Source organism: Streptomyces sp. NRRL S-118, assembly GCF_000716335.1.
Taxonomy (GTDB): Bacteria; Actinomycetota; Actinomycetes; order Streptomycetales; family Streptomycetaceae; genus Streptomyces.
On the sequence record NZ_KL591021.1, the window covers coordinates 24827 to 51372 of the forward strand.

21 protein-coding genes are annotated in these 26546 nt (G+C 71.4%); 14 read left to right on the top strand and 7 right to left on the bottom strand.

The annotated features are described in order from the left end of the window. Positions 1-161: 161 nt before the first annotated feature. Together IH00_RS0128070 and IH00_RS0128075 are read left to right on the top strand one after the other, a co-directional pair. Positions 162-1736, top strand: a complete 1575-nt coding sequence (locus tag IH00_RS0128070; protein WP_031078407.1) for a S8 family peptidase — start codon at positions 162-164, stop codon at positions 1734-1736. Between the two features lie 359 nt (positions 1737-2095). Further along, on the top strand, positions 2096-3280 hold the full coding sequence (locus IH00_RS0128075; protein ID WP_052411683.1) for a DUF4190 domain-containing protein: 1185 nt from the start codon (positions 2096-2098) through the stop codon (positions 3278-3280). A gap of 49 nt (positions 3281-3329) precedes the next feature. Here IH00_RS0128075 and IH00_RS0128080 read toward each other — a convergent pair whose 3' ends face one another. Further along, positions 3330-4673: a glycoside hydrolase family 18 protein gene (locus IH00_RS0128080; protein WP_031078410.1), complete on the bottom strand. Its 1344-nt coding sequence runs from the start codon at positions 4671-4673 to the stop codon at positions 3330-3332. A gap of 282 nt (positions 4674-4955) precedes the next feature. Here IH00_RS0128080 and IH00_RS0128085 point away from each other — a divergent pair, with 282 nt between their 5' ends. The 5 genes from IH00_RS0128085 to IH00_RS0128105 all read left to right on the top strand — a co-directional run bounded on the left by IH00_RS0128085 (position 4956) and on the right by IH00_RS0128105 (position 9855). Next, positions 4956-5708: a GntR family transcriptional regulator gene (locus IH00_RS0128085; RefSeq protein ID WP_031078411.1), complete on the top strand. Its 753-nt coding sequence runs from the start codon at positions 4956-4958 to the stop codon at positions 5706-5708. A 201-nt stretch (positions 5709-5909) separates the two neighbouring features. Further along, entirely contained in the window at positions 5910-6089 is a 180-nt protein-coding gene (locus IH00_RS0128090; protein ID WP_031078412.1) for an SPOR domain-containing protein, read from the top strand. Positions 6090-6134: 45 nt separating this feature from the next. Next, positions 6135-6539, top strand: coding sequence for a (deoxy)nucleoside triphosphate pyrophosphohydrolase (locus tag IH00_RS0128095; protein WP_031078414.1), 405 nt, complete (start codon positions 6135-6137; stop codon positions 6537-6539). Between the two features lie 185 nt (positions 6540-6724). Beyond that, the gene (locus tag IH00_RS0128100; protein WP_031078415.1) at positions 6725-7171 is read left to right on the top strand and encodes an ATP-binding protein; all 447 of its coding nucleotides are present in this window, start codon (positions 6725-6727) and stop codon (positions 7169-7171) included. 182 nt (positions 7172-7353) lie between these two features. Next, positions 7354-9855, top strand: coding sequence for a SpoIIE family protein phosphatase (locus IH00_RS0128105; RefSeq protein ID WP_031078418.1), 2502 nt, complete (start codon positions 7354-7356; stop codon positions 9853-9855). An 89-nt stretch (positions 9856-9944) separates the two neighbouring features. Here IH00_RS0128105 and IH00_RS0128110 read toward each other — a convergent pair whose 3' ends face one another. From IH00_RS0128110 to IH00_RS0128135, 6 genes are all read right to left on the bottom strand, one after another. After that, entirely contained in the window at positions 9945-10661 is a 717-nt protein-coding gene (locus IH00_RS0128110) for a PspA/IM30 family protein (protein WP_031078420.1), read from the bottom strand. Continuing rightward, complete coding sequence (locus IH00_RS0128115) at positions 10658-11932, bottom strand: hypothetical protein (RefSeq protein ID WP_052411684.1); 1275 nt, start codon at positions 11930-11932, stop codon at positions 10658-10660. The genes IH00_RS0128110 and IH00_RS0128115 overlap by 4 nt, the downstream gene beginning before the upstream one ends. 10 nt (positions 11933-11942) lie before the next feature. Next, the gene (locus IH00_RS0128120) at positions 11943-12734 is read right to left on the bottom strand and encodes a succinate dehydrogenase/fumarate reductase iron-sulfur subunit (protein ID WP_031078424.1); all 792 of its coding nucleotides are present in this window, start codon (positions 12732-12734) and stop codon (positions 11943-11945) included. Next, positions 12731-14638: a fumarate reductase/succinate dehydrogenase flavoprotein subunit gene (locus IH00_RS0128125; RefSeq protein WP_031078426.1), complete on the bottom strand. Its 1908-nt coding sequence runs from the start codon at positions 14636-14638 to the stop codon at positions 12731-12733. Before IH00_RS0128125 ends, IH00_RS0128120 begins: the two co-directional genes overlap by 4 nt. A 15-nt stretch (positions 14639-14653) precedes the next feature. Continuing rightward, positions 14654-15493: a hypothetical protein gene (locus IH00_RS0128130; RefSeq protein ID WP_031078428.1), complete on the bottom strand. Its 840-nt coding sequence runs from the start codon at positions 15491-15493 to the stop codon at positions 14654-14656. A gap of 146 nt (positions 15494-15639) precedes the next feature. After that, on the bottom strand, positions 15640-15870 hold the full coding sequence (locus IH00_RS0128135) for a hypothetical protein (protein WP_031078430.1): 231 nt from the start codon (positions 15868-15870) through the stop codon (positions 15640-15642). 257 nt (positions 15871-16127) lie between these two features. On the opposite strand from IH00_RS0128135, the gene IH00_RS0128140 reads away from it, so the two are divergent. From IH00_RS0128140 to IH00_RS0128170, 7 genes are all read left to right on the top strand, one after another. Next, a complete protein-coding gene (locus IH00_RS0128140) occupies positions 16128-18410 on the top strand; it encodes an ABC transporter family substrate-binding protein (RefSeq protein WP_031078432.1) in 2283 nt (760 codons plus the stop codon). Between the two features lie 409 nt (positions 18411-18819). Beyond that, positions 18820-20727, top strand: coding sequence for a translational GTPase TypA (typA, locus tag IH00_RS0128145; RefSeq protein WP_031078434.1), 1908 nt, complete (start codon positions 18820-18822; stop codon positions 20725-20727). A 687-nt stretch (positions 20728-21414) separates the two neighbouring features. Continuing rightward, positions 21415-23055, top strand: coding sequence for a peptide ABC transporter substrate-binding protein (locus tag IH00_RS0128150; RefSeq protein ID WP_052411685.1), 1641 nt, complete (start codon positions 21415-21417; stop codon positions 23053-23055). A 175-nt stretch (positions 23056-23230) separates the two neighbouring features. Next, a complete protein-coding gene (locus tag IH00_RS0128155; RefSeq protein ID WP_031078437.1) occupies positions 23231-24154 on the top strand; it encodes an ABC transporter permease in 924 nt (307 codons plus the stop codon). 31 nt (positions 24155-24185) lie between these two features. Beyond that, positions 24186-25115 carry an ABC transporter permease gene (locus tag IH00_RS0128160; RefSeq protein WP_031078439.1) on the top strand — a complete coding sequence of 310 codons (930 nt, stop codon included), beginning with the start codon at positions 24186-24188 and terminating at the stop codon, positions 25113-25115. Positions 25116-25128: 13 nt separating this feature from the next. After that, entirely contained in the window at positions 25129-26184 is a 1056-nt protein-coding gene (locus IH00_RS0128165) for an ABC transporter ATP-binding protein (protein ID WP_031078441.1), read from the top strand. Then, positions 26177-26546, top strand: a 370-nt coding sequence (locus tag IH00_RS0128170; RefSeq protein WP_031078443.1) for an ATP-binding cassette domain-containing protein, incomplete at its 3' end; no start/stop codon positions are given. The genes IH00_RS0128165 and IH00_RS0128170, both read left to right, overlap by 8 nt.

The window sequence follows — 26546 nt, forward strand, 5'->3', positions numbered from 1 at the left end:
GGTCCGTCGGCACCCTTGTGCGATTCCTATGGATCAGCCAATCTTTCGCTGGCAGTCACGCACGGGCAACGCCGCGTACCCGGCGGCGCTTGTTTGTCATGCTCACGCCTAACTGCCACACCCCCACAGCAACGCACCACCCGATGAGGAGGACCCCTCACATGTCAGTGATGCGTACCCCGCGGCGAAGACTGGCCACGGCCAGCGCCATAGCCGTCGCCGCCCTGGCGCTCGGCACCGTGTCCGCCCTGCCGGCCACCGCGGCCCCGGCACCGGAAGGCGTCATCCAGTACGCGGGCGCTCCCAACGCCGTAGCGGGAAGCTACATCGTCACGCTGGACGAGGCGGCCGCCGACGCCGAGTCCAAGGCGGGCAGGGCGATCGCCGCCAAGTACGGAGCCACGATCGAGAAGACGTACACCGCGGCCCTCAACGGCTACGCCGTGGAGCTCTCCGAGGCGCAGGCGAAGAAGCTCGCCGCCGACCCGGCGGTCGACTCCGTCGTCCAGAACCGCGTCTTCACGATCAGCGGCACCCAGCCGTCGCCGCCGTCCTGGGGCCTGGACCGGATCGACCAGCGCGCCCTGCCGCTCAACCAGAGCTACACCTACCCCGAGCCGGCAGGTGACGGCGTCACCGCGTACATCATCGACACCGGCGTACGCATCACGCACAGCGACTTCGGCGGACGGGCCTCCTACGGCTACGACGCCGTCGACAACGACAACACCGCGCAGGACGGCAACGGCCACGGCACGCACGTCGCCGGAACCGTCGCCGGCAACGCCTACGGCGTGGCCAAGAAGGCCAGGATCGTCGGCGTCCGCGTGCTGAACAACTCCGGCTCCGGCACCACCGCGCAGGTCGTCGCCGGCATCGACTGGGTGACTCGCAACGCGGTCAAGCCGGCCGTCGCCAACATGAGCCTCGGCGGCGGCGCGGACACGGCGCTCGACAACGCCGTGCGCAACTCCATCGCGGCCGGCGTCACGTACGCCATCGCCGCGGGCAACGACGGCCGGGACGCGTCGAGCACCTCGCCGGCCCGCGTCTCCGAGGCCCTCACGGTCGGCTCCACGACCAGCAGCGACGCGCGCTCCAGCTTCTCCAACTACGGCAGCGTGGTGGACATCTTCGCGCCCGGTTCGTCCATCACCTCCGCCTGGAACACCGGCGACAGCGCCACCAACACCATCTCGGGCACGTCGATGGCCGCGCCGCACGTGGCGGGCGCCGCCGCGCTCTACCTGGCCAACAACCGGACGGCCACCCCGTCCCAGGTCGCCTCCGCCCTGACCTCCGCCGCCACCACCGGCGTGGTCGGGAACCCGGGCACAGGCTCGCCGAACCGCCTGCTGTACGTGGGTGACGGCGGCACCACCCCGCCGCCCGGCAAGCGCTTCGAGAACACCGCCGACCACGCGATCAACGACAACTCCACCGTCGAGTCGCCGATCACCGTCAGCGGTGTCACGGGCAACGCCCCCGCCGCCCTCCAGGTGCCGGTGAACATCGTCCACACGTACATCGGCGACCTCCAGGTGCAGCTCGTCGCGCCCGACGGCACCGCGTACACGCTCAAGGGCTACGGCACCGGCGGCAGCGCCGACAACATCAACACCACGTACACCGTCAACGCCTCCTCCGAGGTGGCCGACGGCACGTGGAAGCTGCGGGTGAGCGACAACGCGAACTACGACACCGGGAAGATCGACTCCTGGGCCCTGCAGTTCTGACCCGCTGACCTGACAGCGCCGCACGGAACAGCGCGCGACGAAGGGCGGCCGCCACGCCATGGCGGCCGCCCTTCCGCGTGCCTGCCGCACCCCGTCGGCCGAACCTTCCGCGGCGCGCGCGCCATCCCGGCGGCCGTCCTTCCGTGCGCAGCCGTCGCACACCGCGTCGCCCGTCCGCTCCCGCGGCCCCGCGTCGAGCGCGCCCCGGGGCCGCCTGGTGGGCCGTCAGACCGTGGACCGCCCGAAATGCCGTGCTGATCACCCGCGTTACGCCCCCCGCCCCCGACGGCGTACCATGCCGCGCGCCGGTCCGTTCATACGATCGATTCCGCCCCGCCCCGACAGGAGCACCGCAACCCGTGGAACCGTCCGCCCAGGGGTGGCCTCCGCCCCAGCAGTACCACCCGGCCTACGGCATGCCCGGACCACCGGGGGCGCCGGGCCCGCTGCCGCCGGCCGCGCCGGACATCAACGGACTCGCCATCGCGTCCCTCGTCGCCGGCATCCTGTGCTGCCTGCCGCCGCTCGGCATGATCCTGGGCGCCGCCGCCCTCGTACGGATCCGGAAGAAGGGCGAACGGGGCAAGGGGCTGGCCGTCGCGGGCATGATCATGTCGCTGGTCGGCACGCTCCTGCTGACGGCCGGGCTGGCCACCGGCGTCCTGCGCGAGGCGTACGACGGCTTCCGGGAAGCGGCGGACGAGGCGGGACGGACCCGCTCCACCTTCGACCTGCGCAAGGGGCAGTGCTTCGTCACGCCCGGCGGCGCAGCGGAGGCGGAGACCGCCGACGTCGAGGTCGTCCCGTGCTCCGAGCCGCACGACGGCGAGATCACCGGCTCCTTCAAGCTCACCGGGCTCGGTGACGGCTGGCCGGGCGACGAGCCCATCGAGGCGGCGGCCGAGGAACGCTGCGCGACCGTCAACCGGCAGTACGCGATGGACGTCTGGGCCGTACCGGAGAACGCCTGGCTGTTCTACTACCAGCCCAGCAGGCAGAGCTGGCGGCTCGGCGACCGTACCGTCAGCTGCGCGTTCGCCGCCGAGAGGGACAAGCTGACCGGGTCGTTGCGCAGCGACGCCGCCGTCCTCGACCCGCACCAGCTCGCCTTCCTGAAGGCCGTGAACCCGATCGACGACGTCCTCGCCGACGAGCCGGAGGAGGACGTGGAGGAGGACCTGGCCGCGAACGCGGAGTGGGCGGGCGACGTGGAGAAGGCCCTCGCGGCGTCCGTTTCGGCGCTCGAGGGGCACACGTGGCCGGCCGCCTCCCGCAAGGGCGTGACGGACCTGGTCGAGGAGCTGGAGGGCGCGCGGGAGCACTGGGCGAAGGCGGCGGGCGCCGCGGACCCGGAGGTGTTCTGGGAGCACTACGAACCCGGGTACGAAGCCCTGCCGTACGACCTGGGGAGCACGGTCCGCGGCACGCTCGGCCTGTCGGACACGCCTCCGGACGAGCCGGGCGACCCGGAAGGCGACCCGGAGGACCCCGGTGACGGCGAGGACGGCGGCGCCGGTGCGGAAACGGGAGGGGCCGCCGTCTGAGCGACGGCGGCCCGCGCCGCGCGGTGCCGGGTGGTGTGCCGCGGGACGGTCAGCGGTGCCCGAGCCCGCGGTCGACGGCGGTGATCAGTTCACCGTCGGCGGTGTCCCCGTCCAGGGACCAGAACATCGCGCCGCCCAGGCCCCGCGCCCGTACGTACGCCGCCTTGGTGCGCAGCACGCGCGGGTCGTCGTACGTCCACAGGGTGGTGCCGTCGAACAGCCAGGCGTGGCCGCCCCGGTGGTCGCGGTGGACCGTGTACGCGCCCGAGTCGGCCAGCTTCTTCAGAGCCTTGTAGTCCTCGTACCCCTGTGCCCAGGTCGCGGGCGCGGGGCCGGCCGCGGGCTGTCCCATGCCGTCGCCGCCGCCCGTGACGCCCGTCCAGCCCTGGCCGTAGAAGGGCATGCCGACGACCAGCTTGCGGGCGGGCGCCCCGCGGCGGAGCCAGTCGCGGACGGTCTGCTCCACGCTGAAGTCGTCCCGGGCGCGCAGGGCCGACTGCTGAGCGGTCCTGCGCTCGCCGGAGACGTGGAAGTCGTATCCCTGGAGGGTGACGAAGTCGAAGTCCCGCATGATCCTGGGCACATCGAAGCCCGCGTCGATCTTCGCCGGTGCGGTGGGCACGAAGGCGGAGAGCTCGAAGCGCCGCGGGGTGTCCAGGGACCTGCCGTACGCGTCGAGCTGGGTGCGGAACTCATGGACCAGGGCGGTGAAGTTCCGCTTGTCCTCGGGGCGGAAGACGGTGTCCGTGTCGCCGGCCGAGCCGGGCCACTCCCAGTCGAGGTCGATGCCGTCGAAGACCCCGGCGGCGGCTCCGGCGCCGCCGCGCGTACCGTCGACGGGCAGGTCGCCCTTGAGGTAGAGGTCGAGGCAGGAGGCGACGAACGCCCTGCGGGAGGCCGGGGTGCGGGCCGCGTCCGAGAAGTGCGTGGACCAGCTCCAGCCGCCCAGCGAGATCATCACCTTCAGGTGGGGGTACTTGGCCTTGAGCTCGCGCAACTGGTTGAAGTTGCCGGCGAGCGGCTGGCTGGGGGTGTCGGCGACGCCGTCCACGGAGCCCGCGGCGTCGAGGGGCCGTCCGTAGTCGGCCCAGGCGTCGGCCTCGCCGGGGATGTTGCCGGTGAAGCATCTGCCGTCCGGACCGACGTTGCCGAAGGCGTAGTTGACGTGGGTGAGCTTGGCGGCGGCACCGCTGGTGTCCAGGTCCTTGACCTGGAAGTTCCGCCCGTACACGCCCCATTGGGTGAAGTAGCCGACCCGCTTGTACGACGGGGGGTGCGGGGACGGCGATGACGGGGACGCGGGTGCGGTCGCGGTGGCGGCCGGGGCGAGGCCGGCCAGCAGGGACAGGGAGCAGGCGGCGATGGCCAGCCGGGACAGGGTGCTTCGGCGCATGAGGCTCGTTCCTGTGCGTGAGGCGTGACGGGTCGGGGAGCCGTGCTGGTTGTGCCGCCAGGAACGTATTGGTCTGGACCATTGTGGTCAAGGGGGTGACGGAGTGGGGTGAGGGAAAGCGGTGGGAGCGGTGCGGCGCGGCGGCGAAATCGGCGTCCGTGCCCGAGTGGAAGGGCGGGCAACCGGCCGTCATCACTTCGAGTGAAACTCTGGCCCATACTTGCGGCGCTCAACCGTCGGTTGCCACGCTGTAGCTGTCTGTCAACCTGATGGGAGTGGCCCGTGACCTTCGGTGAGCAGCCCGCCTATTTGCGCGTTGCGAGCGATCTCAGGAAGAAGATCGTCAACGGCTCGCTGCCGCCGCACACCCGGCTCCCGTCGCAGGCCCGCATCCGCGAGGAGTACGGGGTCTCGGACACGGTCGCCCTGGAGGCCCGCAAGGTCCTGATGGCCGAGGGGCTGGTCGAAGGCCGCTCGGGATCGGGCACCTATGTGCGGGAGCGGCCGGTGCCCCGCCGCATCGCCCGCTCCGGCTACCGCCCGCCCGCCGGTGCGAGCCCCTTCCGCCAGGAGCAGGCGGACGGGGAGGTGCGGGGCACGTGGGAGTCCAGCAGTGAGCAGGAGCGGGCCGGCGCCGCGATCGCCGAGCGGCTCGGCATCGGCGCCGGGGACCGGGTGATGCGGACGCGCTACGTCTTCCGGGAGGGCGGCGAGGCGATGATGATCTCCACCTCCTGGGAGCCGCTCGCCATCACCGGGCGTACCCCCGTGATGCTCCCGGAGGAGGGGCCGCTGGGCGGCTGCGGGGTCGTGGAGCGGATGGCGGCGATCGACGTCGTCGTGGACAACGTGGTGGAGGAGGTCGGCGCGCGGCCGGGTCTCGCGGAGGAGCTGCTGACGCTCGGGGGTGTGCCGGGGCACGTGGTGATCGTGGTGGAGCGGACGTACTTCGCCTCCGGGCGGGCCGTGGAGACGGCCGATGTGGTGGTCCCGGCGGACCGCTACCGGCTCACCTACCATCTGCCGGTGCGGTGAGCCGACGACTTCCCGGCTCCACGCAAGGGGCGCGCTCGGCCGAGTGCGCCCCCTTTTTGCCCCCGGTTACTGGCCGGAAGCTTATCTCTTCGTGAAAACACGTATCCGCTCCGTGAAGGTCAGGCGTAGGCTCAGGCATATGCAGTCTGCGGTTTCCTCGGGATCCTTAGAGAAGTGCACTCAGGAGGGGGGAGAGGTGCGATGAGCGACAGCGGTGCGGTACTCCCCTGGCTGGTCATTCGCCAGGACGACAACGGCAACCACTACCGGGTGGGCAGGTACGCCACCCGCGACGAGGCGCAGAAGATGGCCGACAGCCTCGACTCCCGCGGGCACGAGCAGCGCTACTGGGTCGAACGCATCGGTCAGACCGCGAGCTGAGGCCCCGCGCGGTGCCCCCGGTCGCCACCGGTTACGCTCCGGCGCATGACGGATCGCGTGGTGGTGGCCGGGGCCGTGCTCGACGGGGGGCGGCTGCTGGCCGCGCGTCGCAGCGCCCCTCCGGCGCTGGCGGGCCGCTGGGAGCTGCCCGGCGGCAAGCTGGAACCGGGGGAGACGGCGCCGGAGGCGCTGGTGCGCGAACTGCGCGAGGAGCTGGGCGTCGAGATCGAGCCCGGCGAGCGGATCCCCGGCGAATGGCCCCTGGCGCCCGGTTACGTCCTCCACGTCTGGACGGCCCGGCTGCTGTCGGGTGAACCGCGGCCCCTCCAGGACCATGACGAGCTGCGCTGGCTGGCCCGTCGTGAATTGGACAGTGTCGACTGGCTGGATCAGGACCGTCCGGCCGTCTCCCGCGCGGCCCGCCACCTCCCGGCCGCGCCGTCGGCCTGACCTCGCGCCACGGCGGCGGGAGCCGGGCACCCGTCGACGGGGAGCGGCCGGAGGAGGGCGTGCGGGAGGTGCGTGTACGCCGTTCGTGCCACCGTGCGACCGGGGTGGCGATAGGGCGTCCTCAATATCGGGTATGTGCCGATTAACCCCCCGAAAAGGGACATGGGTCTGCCTGGGTCCGGGAAGTGGTCGGCGTGATCGAGACCGAAGGCGAGTGTGCCGAGTGGACCTTCCCGGCTGAGCTCGACACCGTACGCTCCGCCCGTCATGTCGTCCGCGAGACCCTCCTCGCCTGGGACCTGGACGCGGCGCTCGCCGATGTGACGGTCCTGCTGGTCAGCGAGCTGGTGACCAATTCCATGCGGTACACCGCCGGCCCCATCGGGCTCCGGCTGAGCCTGCGGCCCGGGGACGACGGGCCCGGCAGGCCCGACCCGGTGTTCCCGCCGCCGCCCGCCCTCATGGTGGAGGTCTCCGATCCGCTTCCGGATCCGCCGCTGGAGCGCCCCGCCGGACCGGATGACGAAGGGGGTCGCGGGCTCCAGCTCGTGGCCTGTTCCGCGCGCCGCTGGGGGACCCGTAAAGGCCGCGCGGGGAAGACCGTGTGGTTCGAGCTGGCTCTGCCTGGTTAGAAGAGTGAAGGGACAACGATCACTTTTTGGGCCAGGCTCAAAACGACCGAGACCACCCTGTGATCGTGAACGGCGTGCCGACGGGGGCCGTAGTGCTGAATACTGCGGGAATGGCCGGTCCGGTGCGGTGAGCTGGAGGGGACGGTCGCGTGAGCGAGATACCTGAGACGGTCAGCGGCGTCATGTGGCAGAGCAACCCGCCTGGCTCGATCTACGACTACATCAGAGTCGCCTCCTTCTCGATGGGCCCCGACGGGCTCGTCGATCAGTGGAGCGCGCGCGCCACCGAGCTGTTCGGCATCCCGGCGAACGAGGTCAAGGGCAAGGACCCGGTCGAGGCGTTCATGCCCCCCGACCTGCGCCCGCGTGGCCACCGCAAGGTCGCCGAGATCCTCGACGGCCGGGAGTGGACGGGCCTCGTCCCCTTCCGGGCTCCCGGCGAGAGCAGCACGCGCGGCATCGCCGAGCTGTACGTGATGCCCAGCGAGACGGCGGACGGGGAGCGCGGCGCGTCCTGCATCGTCGTCGACGTACGCGCCCTGCGGCGGATCGAGACCGATCTCGCCGCTTCGCAGGCGATTTTCGGTCAATCTCCGTTCGGCTTCCTCCTCTTCGGTACGGATCTGACGGTCCAGCGGGCCAACCGGCGTTTCGCCACCGTCTTCGGTGGCTCCGTCGACGAGCACCGGGGCCGTACCGTCCACGACTACCTCTCGCGCCCCGAGGCGGAACGGATGACCGCCGCGCTCGAACGGGTGCTCCGCACGGGCGAGGCCGTCACCGACCTCCAGCTGACCGGCTCGGTGCCCGGCAGCAGCGAGCGCCGCCACTGGTCGGTCAACCTCTACCGGGTGCACAGCGGCTCCGGCCGCCCCGTCGGCGTCGCCGGGGTCGGCACCGACGTCACCCGCCGCCACATCGCGGCCCGCGAGGCGGCCAGCGCCCGGCGCAACCTCGCCATCCTGAACGAAGCCAGCGCCCGGATCGGCAACAGCCTCGACCTGGAGACCACCGCGCGCGAGCTCCTCGACGTCGCGGTCCCCGGCTTCTGCGACCTCGCGTCCGTCGACCTCTACCAGGGGCTGCTCACCGGCGACGAGGCCCCGCCGGGCCGGGCCACCGACGGCGGTGCCGAACTGCGCCGCGTCGCCTTCGCCAGCGCCGTCTCCGACACCCCGCTCATGAACCCGAGCGTGAACCCCGGCCGCACGCCCGGCTGCTGCGACACCGTGCCGATCGACGTCGGCGCCGTCCACCGCTACCCCTTCAACTCGCCCTGCGCCGGCGCCCTGCGCACCGGCCGCCTGCAGAGCCTGCCGGGCGCCGACGGCAGCCTCGTCCAGTCGACGCTCGTCGTCCCGATGGTGGCGCACGACACCGTCGTCGGACTGGTGCAGTTCTCCCGCACCAAGGGCAGCGAGCCCTTCGGTGAACGGGACCGGGCGCTCGCCGTGGAGCTCGCCGCGCGCGCCGCCGTCTGCATCGACAACGCGCGCCTCTACCGCCGCGAGCACGAGCGGGCGCTGATCCTCCAGCGCAGTCTGCTGCCGCCCGGCGACCCGGAGGCGGCCGGCCTCGACATCGCCTGCCGCTACCTGCCGGGCAACACCGCCACCGAGGTGGGCGGCGACTGGTTCGACGTCATCGAACTGCCCGGGCACCGCACCGCGCTCGTCGTCGGCGACGTCATGGGACGGGGGCTGCGGGCCGCCGTCGCCATGGGGGAGCTGCGCACCGCCGTACGCACCCTCGCGCAACTGGACCTGGAACCCGCGGAGGTCCTGTCGCACCTCGACGAGATCGCCCGCGGCCTCGGTACCGCCGGCAGTCCCGGCCGGTCGGCCCGCGGACCCGAGCGCTCCGAGGTCTACCTCGCCACCTGCGTGTACGCCGTGTACGACGCCGTCACCCGGCGCTGCACCTTCGCCAACGCCGGCCACCTGCCGCCCGTCCTCGTCGAGCCCGGCGAGGAGGCGCTCCTGCTCGACGTGCCGCCGGGCATGCCCCTCGGGGTCGGCGGCGAGCCCTTCGAGGAGGTCGAGATCGAGCTCCCCGAGGGCGCGCTGCTCGCCCTCTACACCGATGGCCTCGTCGAATCCCGCGACCATCCCCTCGACGAGGGCCTGCAAGCCTTCCGCAGCGTGCTGACCGACCCGGCGCGGCCCCTCGAGGACGTCTGCGACCACGTCCTCAACACCCTCGACACCCGCCACGGCGAGGACGACATCGCCCTGCTCATGGCGCGCATCCAGGGACTGCCCGCCGAGGCGGTCGGCGACTGGCGCCTGCCACGCGAGCCCCGCTCCGTGGGCCGCGCCCGGGAACTGGCCCGCGCCCAGCTGACCACCTGGGAGCTCGACCCGCTCATCGACACCGTGGAGCTCCTCGTCAGCGAGCTGGTCACCAACGCCCTGCGGTACGGCGAGGGCGAGATCCGCCTCCGCCTGCTGCGCGACCGCACCCTCGTCTGCGAGGTGTGGGACGCGGGCCTGGTCCAGCCCCGCCGCCGGCGGGCCCGCGACACCGACGAGGGCGGCCGCGGCCTCCAGCTCGTCGGCCTGCTCAGCACCGCCTGGGGCTCACGCCGCACACCGCGCGGCAAGACCGTCTGGTTCGACCTGCCGCTCCCGTCGGACTCCGCCCCGTCGGAGCCGACCGTCGACCAGCTCCTGAGCATGTTCTGACCGCCGGCGGCGGGAGGCCACCGCCGGGCGGGGAGAGGCGGCCGGAACCGGCCGGTGCGTCGCCGCGTCGCCCGGGCACCGCGCCCGGGTCAGGCCGCCGCCTTCAGGGCGGCCAGCCGCGCCTCGATCTCGGTGCGCCGGGTGGCGAGGTCGGGCAGGTCCAGGCGCTCGAACACCGCGTCCAGGGACGAGGCGGCCAGCTCCTGCTTTCCCATCGCCCTGGCCTCCTCGCGGCGCACCTTGTCCTCGAAGCGGCTCAGCTCGCTCGTCGGGTCCAGCACGTCGATGCTGCGGACCGCGTCGAGCCTCCGGTCACCGGCGGCCCGGGCGGCGGCCGCCCGGTCGCGGGCCGATTCGAGCTCCGCGAGCTTCTGCCGCATCCGCTCCGATCCCTCCCCGAGCTTCGCCACCAGCTCCCGCTGGGCCGCGATCGTCGGCTCGGCGGCCCGGGCGTCCTCCTCGGACTGGAGCTGGTGGCCCAGCGCCACCTTGGCGAGGGTGTCGAACTTGTCCGCGAGCCCGCTCCGGTCCGCCCCGCGCAGGTCGTCCGCGCGACGGCTGGCCTCGCGGGCCTTCTCGCCCCATTCGCGGGCCGCCGCCACGTCCTCGCGGTGGTCCTGCTCCAGCAGGCGGAGGCTGTCGAGGGTGTCCGCCACGGCCCGCTCGGCCTCGGCGATGTGCACGGTGTAGTCGCCGATGAGCTGGTCCAGCATGGCGCGCGGATCCTCCGCCTGCTCCAGCAGCGCGGTGACGTCGGCCTTGGCCAGCTGGGCGACCCGGCCCAGAACGGTCTGCTTTGTGGTCATGGCGCCTCTCCTCGGTGACGTGGCCCCCCGTACCCGCCCCCTTCCGTGTGCCCGTGCACGCGGACGTCCTGCTCGGCGAGGCCCTGTGCCTCCCGGGCGAGTTCCCCGGCCCTCAGCACCTCCCGGACGGAGCCGCCGCCGGCCAGCAACCGCCGCGCCTCCGCGAGCCGGGTACGCGCCCGCGGCCCCACCGCCGCGCGGTGCGTCCCGATGTGGACGTCCGCCGCGCCGGCCGCGGAGCGGGCGCACAGCAGCGCCAGGTCCGGTGCCCCGCGCAGGTCCCGGTCCGCCTCCGTGACGCGGCGCAGCGCGTCGAGCGGGTCGTACCTCCCCGCCTCCACGGCCCGCCGTACGTCCGCGAGCGCCGGCTCGCCGCGGGACTGCTCCGCCTCGACCAGCGCACCCGGCAGCCGGCCCGCCGCCTCCGCCAGTTCCAGCGCCCGCCGCTCCACGGCCTCCACCAGCCGCGCCGCCTGCCCGATGGCGCTCTCCGCGTGCCCGACCCGCCCCCGCTCCAGCGCCCCGGCGGCGAACCGCACCCGCTCGCCGGCCGCGTCGGGGGCGTAGGCCACGGGCCAGGTCGCCGACTCCCCGTACCGCTCCCGGAGAGCGGCGAGGGTCGCCTGCGCGGTCGTGACGCGGCCGTCCAGCTCCAGACGGGTGGCCTCCACGGCGTCGAAGGCGGCGTCCGGGGCGGCCGTGTCCGCGGGGGCGGCCTGCCGGGCCGCCGCATCCGCCGTGACCGCATCCGCTGCCGCCGTGTTCCGGGCGGTGGCCTCGGCCCCGACGGCGTGCGCGGCCCGCGCGGTGGGCGCCACCGGTACGGGCGCGTCCGCGTCCAGCCGCCGCACGGCCTCCTCGCAGCGCGCGACGATCTCCTCCAGGGCCTGGCGCCGCGACACCTCGTCCTCCGGCACGCCCTCGTCGAGCCGCTGCCGCAGCAGGAAGGCCGCGGCGAGCTCGCCCCGCGCGTACGCCATCGCCTCGGCGAAGGGCCGCACGGCCTCCTCGCCCGACTGGAGCGTGGCGAACGGCAGTTCCTCCTCGCCCGACCGCACGGCGTCGTCCGCCGCGACGAGCGCCGCGTCCGCGCGGGCGTCGAGCCCGTCCGGCCGCGGCGCGCGCGGAGCGCCCCCGTGGGGCGTGGTGCGGGTGGCGGTACGCCTGCGGCGCCGGGTGTACGTGTACGCCGCGACCGCTCCCGCCGCGATGAGCAGGGCGATCGGCAGAATCAGGTCCGTCGCCCAGCTCCCCTCGGCTATCAGCGTCACACGAGTGAGGCTAAGTCGCCTTGTCGTCCTTCGCGACCGGACGCCGGCCGATCTTGTTCCCGAGCCACACCAGCGGGTCGTACTTGCGGTCCACGGCCCGTTCCTTCAGCGGGATCAGGGCGTTGTCCGTGATCCTGATGCCTTCGGGGCAGACCTCGGTGCAGCACTTGGTGATGTTGCAGTAGCCCAGACCGTGCTCGTCCTGGGCCGTCCGCTTGCGGTCCAGGCCCGACTCCGCGGCCGCGTCCAGCGGGTGCATGTCCAGTTCCGCGATCCGCATCAGGAAGCGCGGGCCGGCGAAGGCCGTCTTGTTCTCCTCGTGGTCGCGCACCACATGGCAGGTGTCCTGGCACAGGAAGCACTCGATGCACTTGCGGAACTCCTGCGGACGGTCGACGTCGACCTGCTGCATCCGGTACTCGCCCGGCGCCACCCCCTGGGGCGGCACGAAGGACGGCACCTCCCGGGCCTTCTCGTAGTTGAAGGACACGTCCGTCACCAGGTCGCGGACGACCGGGAAGGCCCGCAGCGGTGTCACCGTGATCGTCTCGTCGCGCGAGAACGTCGACATGCGGGTCATGCACAGCAGCCGCGGCCGGCCGTTGATCTCGGCGCTGCACGAGCCGCACTTGCCGGCCTTGCAGTTCCAGCGCACCGCCAGGTCCGGCGCCTGGGTGGCCTGGAGCCGGTGGATGATGTCGAGCACCACCTCGCCGTCGTTGACCTCGACGGTGAAGTCCTGCAGACCGCCGCCGGCCGTGTCCCCCCGCCACACCCGGAAGCTCGCGTCGTACGTGGTCACTCGTAGAGCTCCTCTTCGGCGAGGTACTTGACCAGCTCCTCCTTGTCGAAGAGGGCGAGCAGGTCGGTACGGATGGGCTCGGTCGTCGTGCGCTCCAGGGAGATCTGGCCGCGGGCGGAGTCGGGCGCCGCGAGCCGGCACAGCAGGTTGACCCGCCGCCATTCGCGGTCCATGCCCGGGCAGTCCTCCCGGGTGTGCCCGCCGCGGCTCTCCCGGCGTTCCAGTGCCGCGCGCGCCACGCACTCGCTGACCAGCAGCATGTTGCGCAGGTCCAGGGCCAGGTGCCAGCCGGGGTTGAACTGCCGGTGGCCCTCGACGACCGCGCGCCGGGCCCGCTGCCGCAGCTCGGCGAGCTTGCGCAGGGCCTGCGCCATCTCCTCCTCGCGGCGGATGATGCCGACGAGGTCGTTCATCGTCTGCTGCAGCTCCTGATGGAGCGTGTACGGGTTCTCCGGAACCTGCGCCGGATCGGTGTCCGCCGTGCCGAACGGCCGCAGCGCCTCCGCCGCCGCCATGTCGATCTGGGCCTCGTCGACCGCCGGACGCCCGCCCGGCCCCGCCGCGTACCCGGCCGCGTGCAGTCCGGCCCGCCGCCCGAAGACCAGCAGGTCGGAGAGGGAGTTCCCCCCGAGCCGGTTGGAGCCGTGCATGCCGCCGGCGACCTCGCCGGCCGCGAAGAGCCCGGGCACCCCGACCGCGGCGGCGGTGTCCGAGTCGACGGCGACGCCGCCCATCACGTAGTGGCAGGTGGGCCCGACCTCCATCGGCTCGGCCGTGATGTCGACGTCCGCCAGCTCCTTGAACTGGTGGTACATCGACGGCAGCCGCCGCTTGATCGTCTCTGCCGGCATGCGCGTCGACACGTCCAGGAAGACCCCGCCGTGCGGGGAGCCGCGTCCGGCCTTGACCTCGGCGTTGATCGCCCGGGCGACCTCGTCGCGGGGCAGCAGCTCGGGCGGGCGCCGGTTGTTGTCCGGGTCCTCGTACCAGCGGTCGCCCTCCTCCTCCGTCTCCGCGTACTTCTCCTTGAAGACGTCGGGGACGTAGTCGAACATGAACCGCTTGCCGTCGCTGTTGCGCAGCACGCCGCCGTCGCCGCGTACCGACTCGGTGACGAGGATGCCCTTCACCGACGGCGGCCAGACCATGCCGGTCGGGTGGAACTGCACGAACTCCATGTTCACCAGCGGCGCGCACGCGAGCAGCGCCAGCGCGTGGCCGTCGCCGGTGTACTCCCAGGAGTTGGACGTCACCTTGAAGGACTTGCCGATGCCGCCGGTCGCGAGGACCACGGACGGCGCCTCCAGGACGAAGAAGCGGCCGGATTCGCGTTCGTAGCAGAACGTCCCGGCGACGCGGCCGTCGTCCTTGAGGACGCGCGTGACCGTGCACTCCTGGAAGACCTTCAGCCGGGCCTCGTAGTCGCCGAACCGCCGGAAGTCCTCCTGCTGGAGCGAGACGATCTTCTGCTGGAGCGTACGGATCAGCTCCAGACCGGTGCGGTCGCCGACATGGGCGAGGCGCGGGTACTCGTGGCCGCCGAAATTGCGCTGCGAGATGCGGCCGTCCTTGGTGCGGTCGAACAGGGCGCCCCAGGTCTCCAGCTCCCACACCCGGTCCGGCGCCTCCCGCGCGTGCAGCTCGGCCATGCGCCACTGGTTGAGGAACTTGCCGCCGCGCATGGTGTCGCGGAAGTGCACCTGCCAGTTGTCACCGGCGTTGGCATTGCCCATGGAGGCGGCGATGCCGCCCTCCGCCATCACGGTGTGGGCCTTGCCGAACAGCGACTTGCAGATCACGGCCGTGCGGGCGCCCTGTTCGCGCGCCTCGATGGCGGCCCGCAGACCCGCCCCGCCGGCACCGACCACGACGACGTCCCACTGCTGCCGTTCCGCTTGACTCATCGGTGAGCACCCTTTCTAGAAGAAGCGCGGATCCTCGAAGGCGCCCGTGGCGAGCAGGTACACGTAGAGGTCGGCGAGCGCCACGCTGATCAGCGACGCCCAGGCCAGTTGCATGTGCCGCGCGTTCAGCCGGCCGACCCAGCCCCACAGCCGGTAGCGGACGGGGTGCTTCGAGAAGTGCTTCAGCCGCCCGCCGACGATGTGCCGGCAGGAGTGGCAGGACAGGGTGTACGCCCAGATCAGCACGATGTTGACGAGGAAGACCAGCGTCCCCAGCCCCATGTGGCCCCACGCGTACGACGCGTCGCGGAAGGCCAGCACGGTGTCGTAGGTGAGGATGCCCGCGACCGGTACCGCGGCGTAGAAGAAGTACCGGTGGAGGTTCTGCAGGATCAGCGGGAAGCGGGTCTCGCCGGTGTACTTCCGGTGCGGTTCGGCGACCGCGCAGGCCGGGGGCGACGCCCAGAAGCCCCGGTAGTAGGCCTTGCGGTAGTAGTAGCAGGTCAGCCGGAAGCCGAGCGGGAAGATCAGGATCAGCAGAGCGGGGGACAGGCCCCACCAGCTGCCGAAGATCTCCCAGTTGGGCCCGCCCTTCATCGGCGTGCAGTTCTCGGCGAGGCAGGGCGAGTAGAACGGCGAGACGTAGGGCGCCGCGTAGTAGTCGCTGTTCGCGAAGGCCCGCCAGGTGGAGTAGGCGATGAACGCCAGCAGCCCTGCCGCGGTGGCGGCGGGCGCGAGCCACCAGCGGTCGGTCCGCAGGTGGCCCGGGGCGATGGCGGCGCGGCTCGCACTGCGCACGCCGGTGCGCGGGGGTTCCGCCGGATCGGTGTGTGGTTGTCGGGTGCCTGTGGCCAACGAGGTCTCCGGGAGGGGGTGTCTTGTGGATCAGGCCGGATCAGGGGGCGCACCGTGCGGATGCGCCGGGCCGCCGCAGCGCGGCGGGATCCGCGGGACACCCCCTGGGGAGCGGGCCTGTCGTGCGCGGGGCGCGCCGGTCCGCGTCAGGGAGCGCGGCGGTCGCGGGCGCCCAGGCCCTCGTCGTCCGAGTCGGTCCACAGGGACGAGTCGTACGGGGTGTCCGGGATGGACACCAGGCCCTCAGGCCTGCCGACCGCCGTCGGTACGGACGTGCCCTCGCGTTCCCGGGCGAGGTTCTGCTCCAGCCGGATGACCGAACGGGCCAGCTCTTCGAGGTTGCGCTTGACCTCTGTCAAATCGTCCTGAAGTGACATGGATTGCCCTCACTTCGCGATCGCGGGGTGGCAAACACGCGCCTGCGAGTGTTGCGCGTCACATCGCCCGTTGGGAAGCCGTGTGCACGGATTCCACTCGTCCGGAGTCGCCGTTGGGCCGCACGGGTGGCTTTTCGCGGCCGGTTCCGCCGTGTCGCCGTCATGTGGCCCGCTGTGTCGTTTTCAGTGTAGGTGCAATAGGTCTGATCATCTCTAAATTCCTCAATTCGACATAGCTGGACGAAGAGGTACAGGACATGTCCCACGTCGGCGCCCCTCTCCGGTCCGTCGCCCTCCTCACCGGGGGCGTCATCGCCGCCTCCGTACTGACTCTCACCGGATGCGGCTCCGGCGAGGAGGAGGAGACGGCGCGGCCCGTCCCCCAGGACATCGCGCCCGCCGCCCGCGACCGCGTCGCCGACGGCGGCACGCTGCGCTGGGCCGTCGACACGATGCCGGCCACGCTCAACACCTTCCAGGCCGACGCGGACAGCACCACGGGCCGGATCGCCGGAGCCGTACTGCCCGCCCTCTTCACCCTCGACGAGCGCGGCCGGCCCCAGCGCAACGCCGACTACCTGGAATCGGCCGAGATCGTCGAGACCGAGCCCAGGCAGGTCGTCCTCTACAAACTGCACCAGCAGGCCGTGTGGAGCGACGGGCGGGAGATCGGCGCGCCCGACTTCGCCGCCCAGTGGCGGGCGCTCAGCGGCAAGGACTCCGCCTACTGGACCGCCCGCAACGCCGGCTACGAGCGCATCGAGAAGATCGAGCGCGGCGCGAGCGACCTGGAGGTCCGGGTCACCTTCAACCGGCCGTACGCCGACTGGCGCGCCCTGTTCACGCCGCTCTACCCCAGGGACGTGATGGGCAAGCCGGACACCTTCAACGACGGTGCCCGCACGAAGCTGCCGGTGACCGCGGGCCCCTTCCAGGTCAAGGCGCTCGACACCAAGGCCGGCACGGCCACCCTCGCGCGCAACCCGCGCTGGTGGGGCCGGCCCGCGAAGCTCGACGCGCTCGTGCTGCGGGCGGTCCCGCGCGCCCAGCGCGCCGCCGCGCTCGCCGCCGGGACGGTGGACCTCGCCGAGATCGACCGCGCGACGGCCGACCGGATCGCGCTCGCCGCGCGGAAGGGGGCGGCAGGACCGGCCCGGAGCGGGTCCGCCGCGCCGCCCGCGCCGGCCCCGGGCTCCGGCCCCGCGTCCGCCGGCGCCGGGGTGGCGGGCCCCGAGGACGCCCAGGCACCCGCGGCGCTCACGGCCGAGCAGAAGGCGCTGCGCGGCTTCGTCGTCCGCAAGTCGCTGGAACCGGCCTACACCCAGCTCGCGCTGAACGGCGAGTCCGGACCCCTCGCGGACGAGCGGGTGCGGCGGGCGGTCGCCCGCGCGCTGGACCGGCGGGAGCTCGCCGAGACCGTCCTGAAGCCGCTGGGTCTGCCCGCCCACCCGGTCGGCAGCCACCTGGCGCTGGCGGGCCAGTGGGCGTACGCCGACAGCAGCGGCGCCCTGGGCGACCAGGACACCGAGGAGGCGCAGGCCCTGCTGGCCGACGCGGGCTGGACCCCGGGCGGCGCCCGCAAGCCGGCCGCCCCGAAGGACGGCACCGAGGCGGGCGCCGGGGCGTCCTCCGGCGCGTCCCGGCCCGCGACGCCCGGCGCCGCCGCGTCCCCGGCGGCCGGCTCGGCACAGACCCGCGCCGACCGTCCGTCGAACGAGGGCCTCTACATCGTGGGTGACGACAAGCCGGCCTCCGGCGAACCGGGCACCGGCGCTGCGGCCACGGGCGGGGGCGGCTCCGACCGGACGTACGTCCTCGCCCCCGCTCCCGTCGAGGCGGTCCAGGGCGCGCTGCTGCGGCAGGCCCGGGCCGTCGGCGACACCGACGCCGACAACCCCGACAACGCCGACAAGGCCAAGGGCGGCGTCCCCGGGGCGTACGCGCCGCGCGGCACCGCCGCACCGGGCCCGGCCTCGCCCTCGGCGAAGGCCGCCGCGGCCGGACCGCTCGGGAAGGACGGCAAGGAGCTGAGCCTGCGCTTCGTCCTGCCGTCCGGGCCCGGCTCCGAGTCCCTGCGCGCGGTCGGCGCCAGGATCGCCCGGATGCTGGAGCGGATCGGCATCCGCACCCATGTCGTCAAGGTCTCCGACGAGAGCTACTTCAAGGACCACGTCGCCGCCGGCGACTACGACCTCGCCCTGTACTCCTGGCCCGCGACCGCCTACCCGGCCACCGACGGGCGGCCGATCTTCGCCAAGCCGCAGCCGGCCACCGACGGCTCGCTGCTGGTGGAGCAGAACTACACCCGGGTCGGCACGGACCACATCGACCAGCTCTTCGACCAGGCGGCCGGTGAGCTGGACGAGAAGGCGGCGCGGGACCTGGTCAAGCGGGCCGACGCCCGTATCTGGGCCGCGGCCGGGTCCATCCCGCTCTACCAGCGGCCGCAGCTCGTGGCCGCCCGGCCGGCGGTGGTGAACGCCGGGGCGTTCGGCTTCGCGACCCCCCGTTACGAGGACATCGGCTTCCAGCGCCGCTGAGAGGTGACCCGGACGTGCGTCCGCACCGCACCCCGTCCGCCCGCCCCGGCGGGCCGGGCGCGTGCGGACACCGCCCGGTGTCCGGGCCGCGGTCGGGCACCACGCGCCACCCCACCGCAAAGCCGCAGGTCAACCTCAGAATCCGCTCAAGTTGCTTGCCCGCCGGCCGGCCCGGCGGGCAAGCTGCGTCAGGTGTCCCGGCCCGGGCTGCTCCTCCTCCCGCGCACCCCCCAGTGCGCTCCCCGCGTTCCGTGTGATCGGACACGTGTTCCCGCTTCTCGAATGGGTCGGGAAGCCTCTTGCGCCCATGGCCCGTACCATGGAACACAGCCGTGGCGCGACCGCCCGGCGGGCGTACGAGGAACAAGAGACGCCGCACCCACGATTTTGAGAGAAGCGCCAGCCACTCATGCCCACGCGCCAGGACATCCGTAACGTCGCCATCGTCGCCCACGTCGACCACGGCAAGACGACCATCGTCGACGCCATGCTCAAGCAGGCCGGCGCCTTCGCCGCCCACCAGCTCGACTCGGTCGACGACCGCATGATGGACTCGAACGACCTGGAGCGTGAGAAGGGCATCACGATCCTCGCCAAGAACACGGCGGTGAAGTACCACCCCAAGGACGGCGGGGCCCCGATCACGATCAACATCATCGACACCCCCGGCCACGCCGACTTCGGCGGTGAGGTCGAGCGCGGTCTGTCGATGGTCGACGGCGTGGTGCTGCTCGTGGACGCCTCCGAGGGCCCGCTGCCGCAGACCCGCTTCGTGCTCCGCAAGGCGCTGCAGCGCCGGATGCCGGTCATCCTCTGCATCAACAAGACGGACCGCCCGGACTCCCGGATCGACGAGGTCGTCAACGAGACGTACGACCTCTTCCTCGACCTGGACGCCGACGAGGAGCAGATCGAGTTCCCGATCGTCTACGCGTGCGGCCGTGACGGCATCGCGTCGCTGACCAAGCCGGAGGACGGCACCGTCCCGGCCGACTCGACCAACCTGGAGCCGTTCTTCTCCACCATCCTGGAGCACATCCCGGCCCCGGTGTACGACGAGGAGGCCCCGCTCCAGGCGCACGTCACCAACCTGGACGCCGACAACTTCCTCGGCCGCATCGCGCTGCTCCGCGTCGAGCAGGGCGAGCTGCGCAAGGGCCAGACCGTGGCCTGGATCAAGCGCGACGGCACCATCGCCAACGTCCGCATCAGCGAGCTGATGATGACCGAGGCGCTCACCCGCAAGCCGGCCGAGGTGGCGGGCCCCGGTGACATCTGCGCCGTCGCCGGCATCCCGGACATCATGATCGGCGAGACGCTGGCCGACCCGGAGAACCCGGTCGCGCTGCCGCTGATCACGGTCGACGAGCCGGCGATCTCCATGGTCATCGGTACGAACACCTCGCCGCTGGTCGGCCGGGGCGCCACCGGCAAGGGCGCGGACAACAAGGCGGCCGTGAAGGACCGCAAGGTCACCGCCCGCCAGGTGAAGGACCGCCTGGACCGCGAGCTGATCGGTAACGTCTCGCTGCGCGTCCTCGACACCGAGCGCCCCGACGCCTGGGAGGTGCAGGGCCGCGGTGAGCTGGCGCTGGCCATCCTGGTCGAGCAGATGCGCCGCGAGGGCTTCGAGCTGACCATCGGCAAGCCGCAGGTGGTCACCAAGGAGATCGACGGCAAGGTCCACGAGCCGGTCGAGCGCATGACCATCGACGTGCCCGAGGAGCACATGGGCGCCGTCACGCAGCTCATGGGCGTCCGCAAGGGCCGCATGGACAACATGTCCAACCACGGCTCCGGCTGGGTGCGCATGGAGTTCGTCGTGCCCTCCCGCGGCCTCATCGGCTTCCGCACCGAGTTCCTGACGCAGACGCGCGGCACGGGCATCGCCCACTCCATCCACGAGGGCCACGAGCCGTGGTTCGGCACGCTCCAGACCCGCAACAACGGCTCGCTCGTCGCCGACCGCTCCGGCGCGGTCACCGCCTTCGCGATGACGAACCTCCAGGAGCGCGGCGTCCTCTTCGTGGAGCCCGGCACCGAGGTGTACGAGGGCATGATCGTCGGTGAGAACTCCCGCTCCGACGACATGGACGTCAACATCACCAAGGAGAAGAAGCTCACCAACATGCGGTCGTCCTCGGCCGACTCGTTCGAGGCGATCGTCCCGCCGCGCAAGCTCTCGCTGGAGCAGTCGCTGGAGTTCTGCCGCGACGACGAGTGCGTCGAGGTGACCCCGGAGGCGGTCCGCATCCGCAAGGTCAACCTGGACCAGCGCGAGCGCGCCCGCGCCGCCTCGCGCGCCAAGCACGGCTGACGGCTCTCCGCCGCACACACGGCGCCCGGCCCCCGGCACTTCGCCCGGGAGCCGGGCGCCGTGCCGTCGGCGGCCTTCTCGCGCCTCTCCCGCGCCGGCCTCCCGCCGCGCCGGTAGTCGGCCGTGGTGCCGGCGGCCCGCCCGACACCGTTACCGGAAGGGCCGGTTGCGTGCCGGCTCGCGCCGACACCCGTACCGTCACGGCCGGTTGTGTGCCGGCTCGCGGCTCTCCGGCGGCCCTGGGACGGTCGAGCCCCAGCTCCCGGAGCCGGCCCCGGAGGGGAGCCGTGCCGGTCGTCGCCGAGCGCCTCGCGGGGGTCATCCCGCGGGGATCCCGCGGCCCGCCGCGTCAACGCGTTTTCGCTGCCGAAGCGTCCGGATATCGGCCGTCGCTCTCCGGAACATGTGTTAACGGTCCGTTTCGCGGGTGTCTGTCTGTGCTCACTTTGTCCGGATTTCGGGCTTCGGGTCCTTGGTGATGTTGTCAAAACGAGACCCTTTAAGTGTGGTTTACGGCCCGGACGTACTCAATAGTTGGCTCCGTTGAGCTCGGGTCAATGGGTCATGCGCTGTGGGGAGCGCCGACTCACGAGCACACTCGGGCACTTGGGTCCTTGCCGTCAGGGGTGTCGGCGACGCCTGGAGTGCCTCTCTTGTAGTGAAAAGTGGACTCATGAGGAGGAGCCCATGCGCGGTGCCAAGAGCGCCAAGTGGGTCACGGGCGCGATAGTCGTCGCCCTGGCAGCCACGGCCTGTGGTGGCGGCGATGAAGGAAGCAACAGCAAGGGCGGAGGGGTCTTCCGCCTGGGAATCACCGAGCCCACCGCCATTGACCCGTACAACGCCCAGGAATCAGAGGGCATGCTGGTCGCCCACAACCTGTTCACCGGCCTGTACAAGGTCAAGGCGAACGGTGAGCTGGTCCCGGCCCTGGCCGAGTCCGCGACCACCAGCGATGACGGCAAGACCTGGACGTTCAAGATCAAGGCCGGCACGAAGTTCACCAACGGTGAGCCCGTGGACGCCGAGGCGTTCGTCCGCGGCTGGACGCGCGTAGCGTCCAAGGCCTCGGCCTCCGACGTCGCGTACCACATGGCCGGTATCCAGGGCTACGCGGACCTCAACGGCGGCAAGAGCGAGAAGTTCGCCGGCGTGACCGCCACGGACGCCAACACGCTCAAGGTCGTCCTGAGCGAGGCGGACTTCGAGTTCGACAAGAAGACGGTCCACCCGGTCTTCAGCCCCGTGCCGAAGGTCGCCGGCGCCGGCGACAACAAGAAGTACAACGACGCCCCCATCGGCAACGGCCCCTTCAAGATGGAGGGTTCGTGGGAGCACAACAAGAAGATCGTCCTCGTCCGCAATGACGACTACGGTCTGACCAAGGCCAAGCTGGACAAGGTCGAGCTCAGCATCCTGAACCCGGCCAACAGCGCCAACCTGGAGTACCAGGGCTTCCAGTCGGGCCAGTTCGACTGGGCCCGTATGCCCACGCCGCAGCTGCCGGTCGCCAAGGCCAAGTACGCGCCGAAGAACCAGTGGGTCGAGGCGGACACCAGCGGTATCAACTACCTGGTGTCGTTCAACCACAACGCGCCGCTGAACTCGGTCGAGGCCCGTAAGGCGATCTCGTACGCGATCGACCGCGAGGCCATCGCCAAGGGCGTCTTCCAGGGCATGATGAAGCCCGCCACCTCGGTCCTGCCGCCGTCGTTCGCCGACGTGTACCAGGACGGCGTCTGCACCACCTGTGTCAAGCAGGACAAGGCGAAGGCGAAGGAGCTGGCCGCCAAGGCCGGCCTGAAGCCGGGCACCACCATCAACTTCGGCTACAACACCGGTGCCGGCCACGAGGAGTGGGTCCAGGCCATCGCGCAGCAGCTGAAGGACGTCCTGGGCCTCAACGTCAAGCTGGACGGCAAGCCGTTCAAGGAGGCGCTGGCCACCCAGCAGGAGAAGAAGGCCAACGGTCTGTGGCGCTCGGCCTGGGGCGCGGACTACCCGACGGCGGACAACTTCCTGTACCCGCTGCTGTCCACCGGCTCGATCAACCCGGAGCCGGGCACCGGCAAGGCCCTCGGTGACAACCGCGGCCGCTACAGCAACCCGAAGTTCGACGACCTGCTGAAGCGGGCCCGTGCGACCAAGGACGACGCCGCGCGCGCCAAGCTGTACCAGGAGGCCGAGAAGCTGGCGATCGACACCGAGCAGGGTCTGATCCCGCTCTGGAAGCGCTCGCAGTACCGCCTGGCCAACACCACGAAGTTCGACAACGTCCAGATGGACTTCTTCGAGGACCCGACCCTCGCGGAGATCACGCTCAAGTAGCGAACACCTCCTCATAGCAAGTCCAGCGAAGGTCGTGGGGGAGTCGGAGTAACTTCTCCGGCCCCCCACGGCCTTCGCTCAGCCACGGGCGCATTTCGTGACCGGCGCCCGCAGCGGCCGCTCTCCCGATCGGATGAAGCCGCCAACCCCCCGCTCAGTATGTGAAGGAGGCATCGTGGGCAGATACGTGATCCGGCGGCTCGGGCAGATGGTGGTCGTTCTCTTCGGTGCGACTGTTGTCCTCTTCGGCTGTCTGTTCGTTCTCCCAGGCGACCCCGTGGGCTCACTCGGAGGCGACAAAGCCCGAGATCCCGCCGTGGTGGAAGAGCTGCGGGAGCGCTACGGGCTCAACGACCCGCTCCCCGTCCAGTACGGAAACTTCGTCAAGAACCTGGCCCAGGGCGACCTGGGTGAGGACTACACCCAGCGGCGGCCGGTGACGGAGGTGCTGAAGCCGAAGCTCGGGAACACCGCGCAGCTGGCTGTCGCCGCCATCGTCATCGACATCGCACTGGGTACGTTCGCGGGACTCATCGCGGCGCTGTTCCGGTACTCGTTCTGGGACGTGTTGATCACGCTGCTCACGACCCTGGCCGTGGGTTTCCCGTCCTTCGTCATCGGCATGATCCTCCAGTCCGCCTTCGTCGTGAAGCTGGAGTGGTTCCCGCTCATCTCCGACGGGACGCTCAACTCCCTGGTGCTACCAGCGGTGACACTCGCCATCCTCGACGCGGCCCTGGTCGCCCGGCTCATGCGCGGCACCATGCTGGAGGTGCTGCGCGCCGACTACGTCAAGACGGCCATCGCCAAGGGCCTGCCGAAGCGCACCGTCCTGTTCAAGCACGTGCTGCGCAACTCGATCATCCCCGTGGTGACCTACATCGGCATCTCCTTCGGCACGCTGCTCGGCGGCGCGCTCATCACCGAAGCGATCTTCAACTGGGACGGCATCGGGCTCGCGCTGGTGCAAGCGGTCCAGCAGCAGAACAACCCGATCATCATCGGCGTGGTGACCTTCGGCGTCGCCGTGTTCGTCCTGCTGAACCTGCTGGTCGACCTGCTGTACGCGGTCCTCGACCCACGCATCCGTCTCGCCTGATCCCAGGCAGCCCGTTCTAGGAGTCACACCCATGACCGAGCTCACCAAGAGCACAGCCGGGCCGGGGAAAGCGACCGCTCAAACGGCAGCCGCATCCACCGGGGCCGAGCCCGCCGTCGCACGCATCACCCAGCTGGGCGAGATCCGCCACCGCTTCATGGCCAACAAGCTGGCCGTCGTCGGCCTGGTGCTGGTGTCGCTGCTCTTCATCACCGCGATCTTCGCTCCGCTGATCGCCCCGCAGGACCCGTACCACCAGGACCTCACCGCGACGCTCCAGTCGCCCAGCGGCGCGCACTGGCTCGGCACCGACGCCCTCGGCCGCGACCAGTTCTCCCGCATCGTCTACGGCTCCCGTATCGCCGTGCAGGTCGGCCTCGCGTCGATCTTCCTCGCCTGCACCATCGGCATCATCATCGGTGCGCTGGCCGGCTACTTCGGCAAGGCCACCGACTCGGTGCTCATGCGCGTCGCCGACGTCTTCTTCGCCTTCCCGCTGCTCATCGGCGCCATCGTCATCATCATCGCCATGGGCCGCGGCGTGGCCCCGGTGATCATCTCGCTGGCCCTCTTCTCCTGGCCGACCGTGTCGCGACTGCTGCGCAGTTCGATCCTCTCGGTCCGCGAGGCCGACTACGTGCTCGCCGCGCGGGCACTGGGCGCGGACACCAGGCGCATCATCCTGCGGCACATCCTGCCCAACTCCATCTCCGCCGTGATGGCCTACGCCGCGTTCAGCGTCGGCAGCGCCATCGTGGCCGAGGCGTCGCTGTCCTTCCTGGGCGTCGGCGTCAGCCCGGAGGTGCCGGAGTGGGGCAACATGCTCGCCGCCGCCAAGGACTTCCTGGGAGTCAAGGACTACCTGTGGGTCTACCCGAGTATCGCGATCGTGCTGACGGTCCTCGGTTTCGTTTTCGTCGGCGACGGGCTGCGTGACGCCCTTGACCCGAAGCTGCGCTAGGAGGGCGGCACACATGACTGTTACCGAGGTCACCGCTGAAGTGCCCCGCCGTCCGGATGCGGACGACGAGACCCCCGTGCTCGAAGTGCGCGACCTGCACGTCGAGTTCAAGACCCGTGAGGGCGTCGTCAAGGCGGTCAACGGCGTCAACTACAGCGTGCGGGCGGGTGAGACGCTCGCCGTGCTCGGCGAGTCCGGCTCCGGCAAGTCCGTCACCGCGCAGGCCATCATGGGCATCCTCGACTCGCCCCCCGGGCGGGTCGCCAAGGGAGAGATCCTCTTCCACGGCCAGGACATCCTGACGCTGCCCGAGAACGAGCGCCGCAAGCTCCGCGGGCCCAAGATGGCCATGATCTTCCAGGACGCCCTGTCGGCCCTGAACCCGGTCTTCTCCGTCGGCAACCAGCTGGGCGAGATGTTCCGCGTCCACCAGGGGATGTCCAAGAAGGACGCCAAGGTCAAGGCCATCGAGCTGATGGAGCGGGTCAAGATCCCCGCGGCCAAGCAGCGCGTCAACGACTACCCGCACCAGTTCTCCGGCGGTATGCGCCAGCGCATCATGATCGCCATGGCGCTCGCGCTGGAGCCGGACCTGATCATCGCGGACGAGCCCACCACCGCGCTCGACGTGACCGTCCAGGCCCAGGTCATGGACCTGCTCGCGGAGCTCCAGCGCGAGTACAACATGGGCCTGATCCTGATCACCCACGACCTCGGCGTGGTCGCCGACGTCGCGGACAAGATCGCGGTCATGTACGCGGGCCGGATCGTCGAGCAGGCACCGATCCACGAGCTCTACAAGCGGCCCGCCCACCCGTACACCCGCGGGCTGCTCGACTCGATCCCGCGCCTGGACCAGAAGGGCCAGGAGCTCTTCGCGATCAAGGGCCTGCCGCCCAACCTGCTGCACGTGCCGTCCGGCTGTGCGTTCAACCCGCGCTGCACCCGGGCGCAGGACATCTGCCGTACGGACTCCCCGGCCCTGGTGCCGGTCACGGAGCAGGACGGCTCCGAACTGCCGGGCCGCCGCAGCGCGTGCCACTTCTGGAAGGAGACGATCCATGGCTGAGATCAGCAAGAAGGACGACGCCGTGGACCCGACCCCGAACGTCACCGAGGTGGAGACGGTGCAGCCGGCCGGCGAGACGGCGGCCGTCGAGGCGATCGAGGCCCCCGTCGAGCGCGGTGAGCCGATCCTGCAGGTGCGCAACCTGGTCAAGCACTTCCCGCTGACCCAGGGCATCCTGTTCAAGAAGCAGATCGGCGCGGTCAAGGCCGTGGACGGGATCTCCTTCGACCTCTACCAGGGCGAGACGCTCGGCATCGTGGGCGAGTCCGGCTGTGGCAAGTCCACGGTCGCCAAGGTCCTCATGATGCTGGAGACCGCCACCGCGGGCGAGATCTTCTACAAGGGCCAGGACATCACCAAGC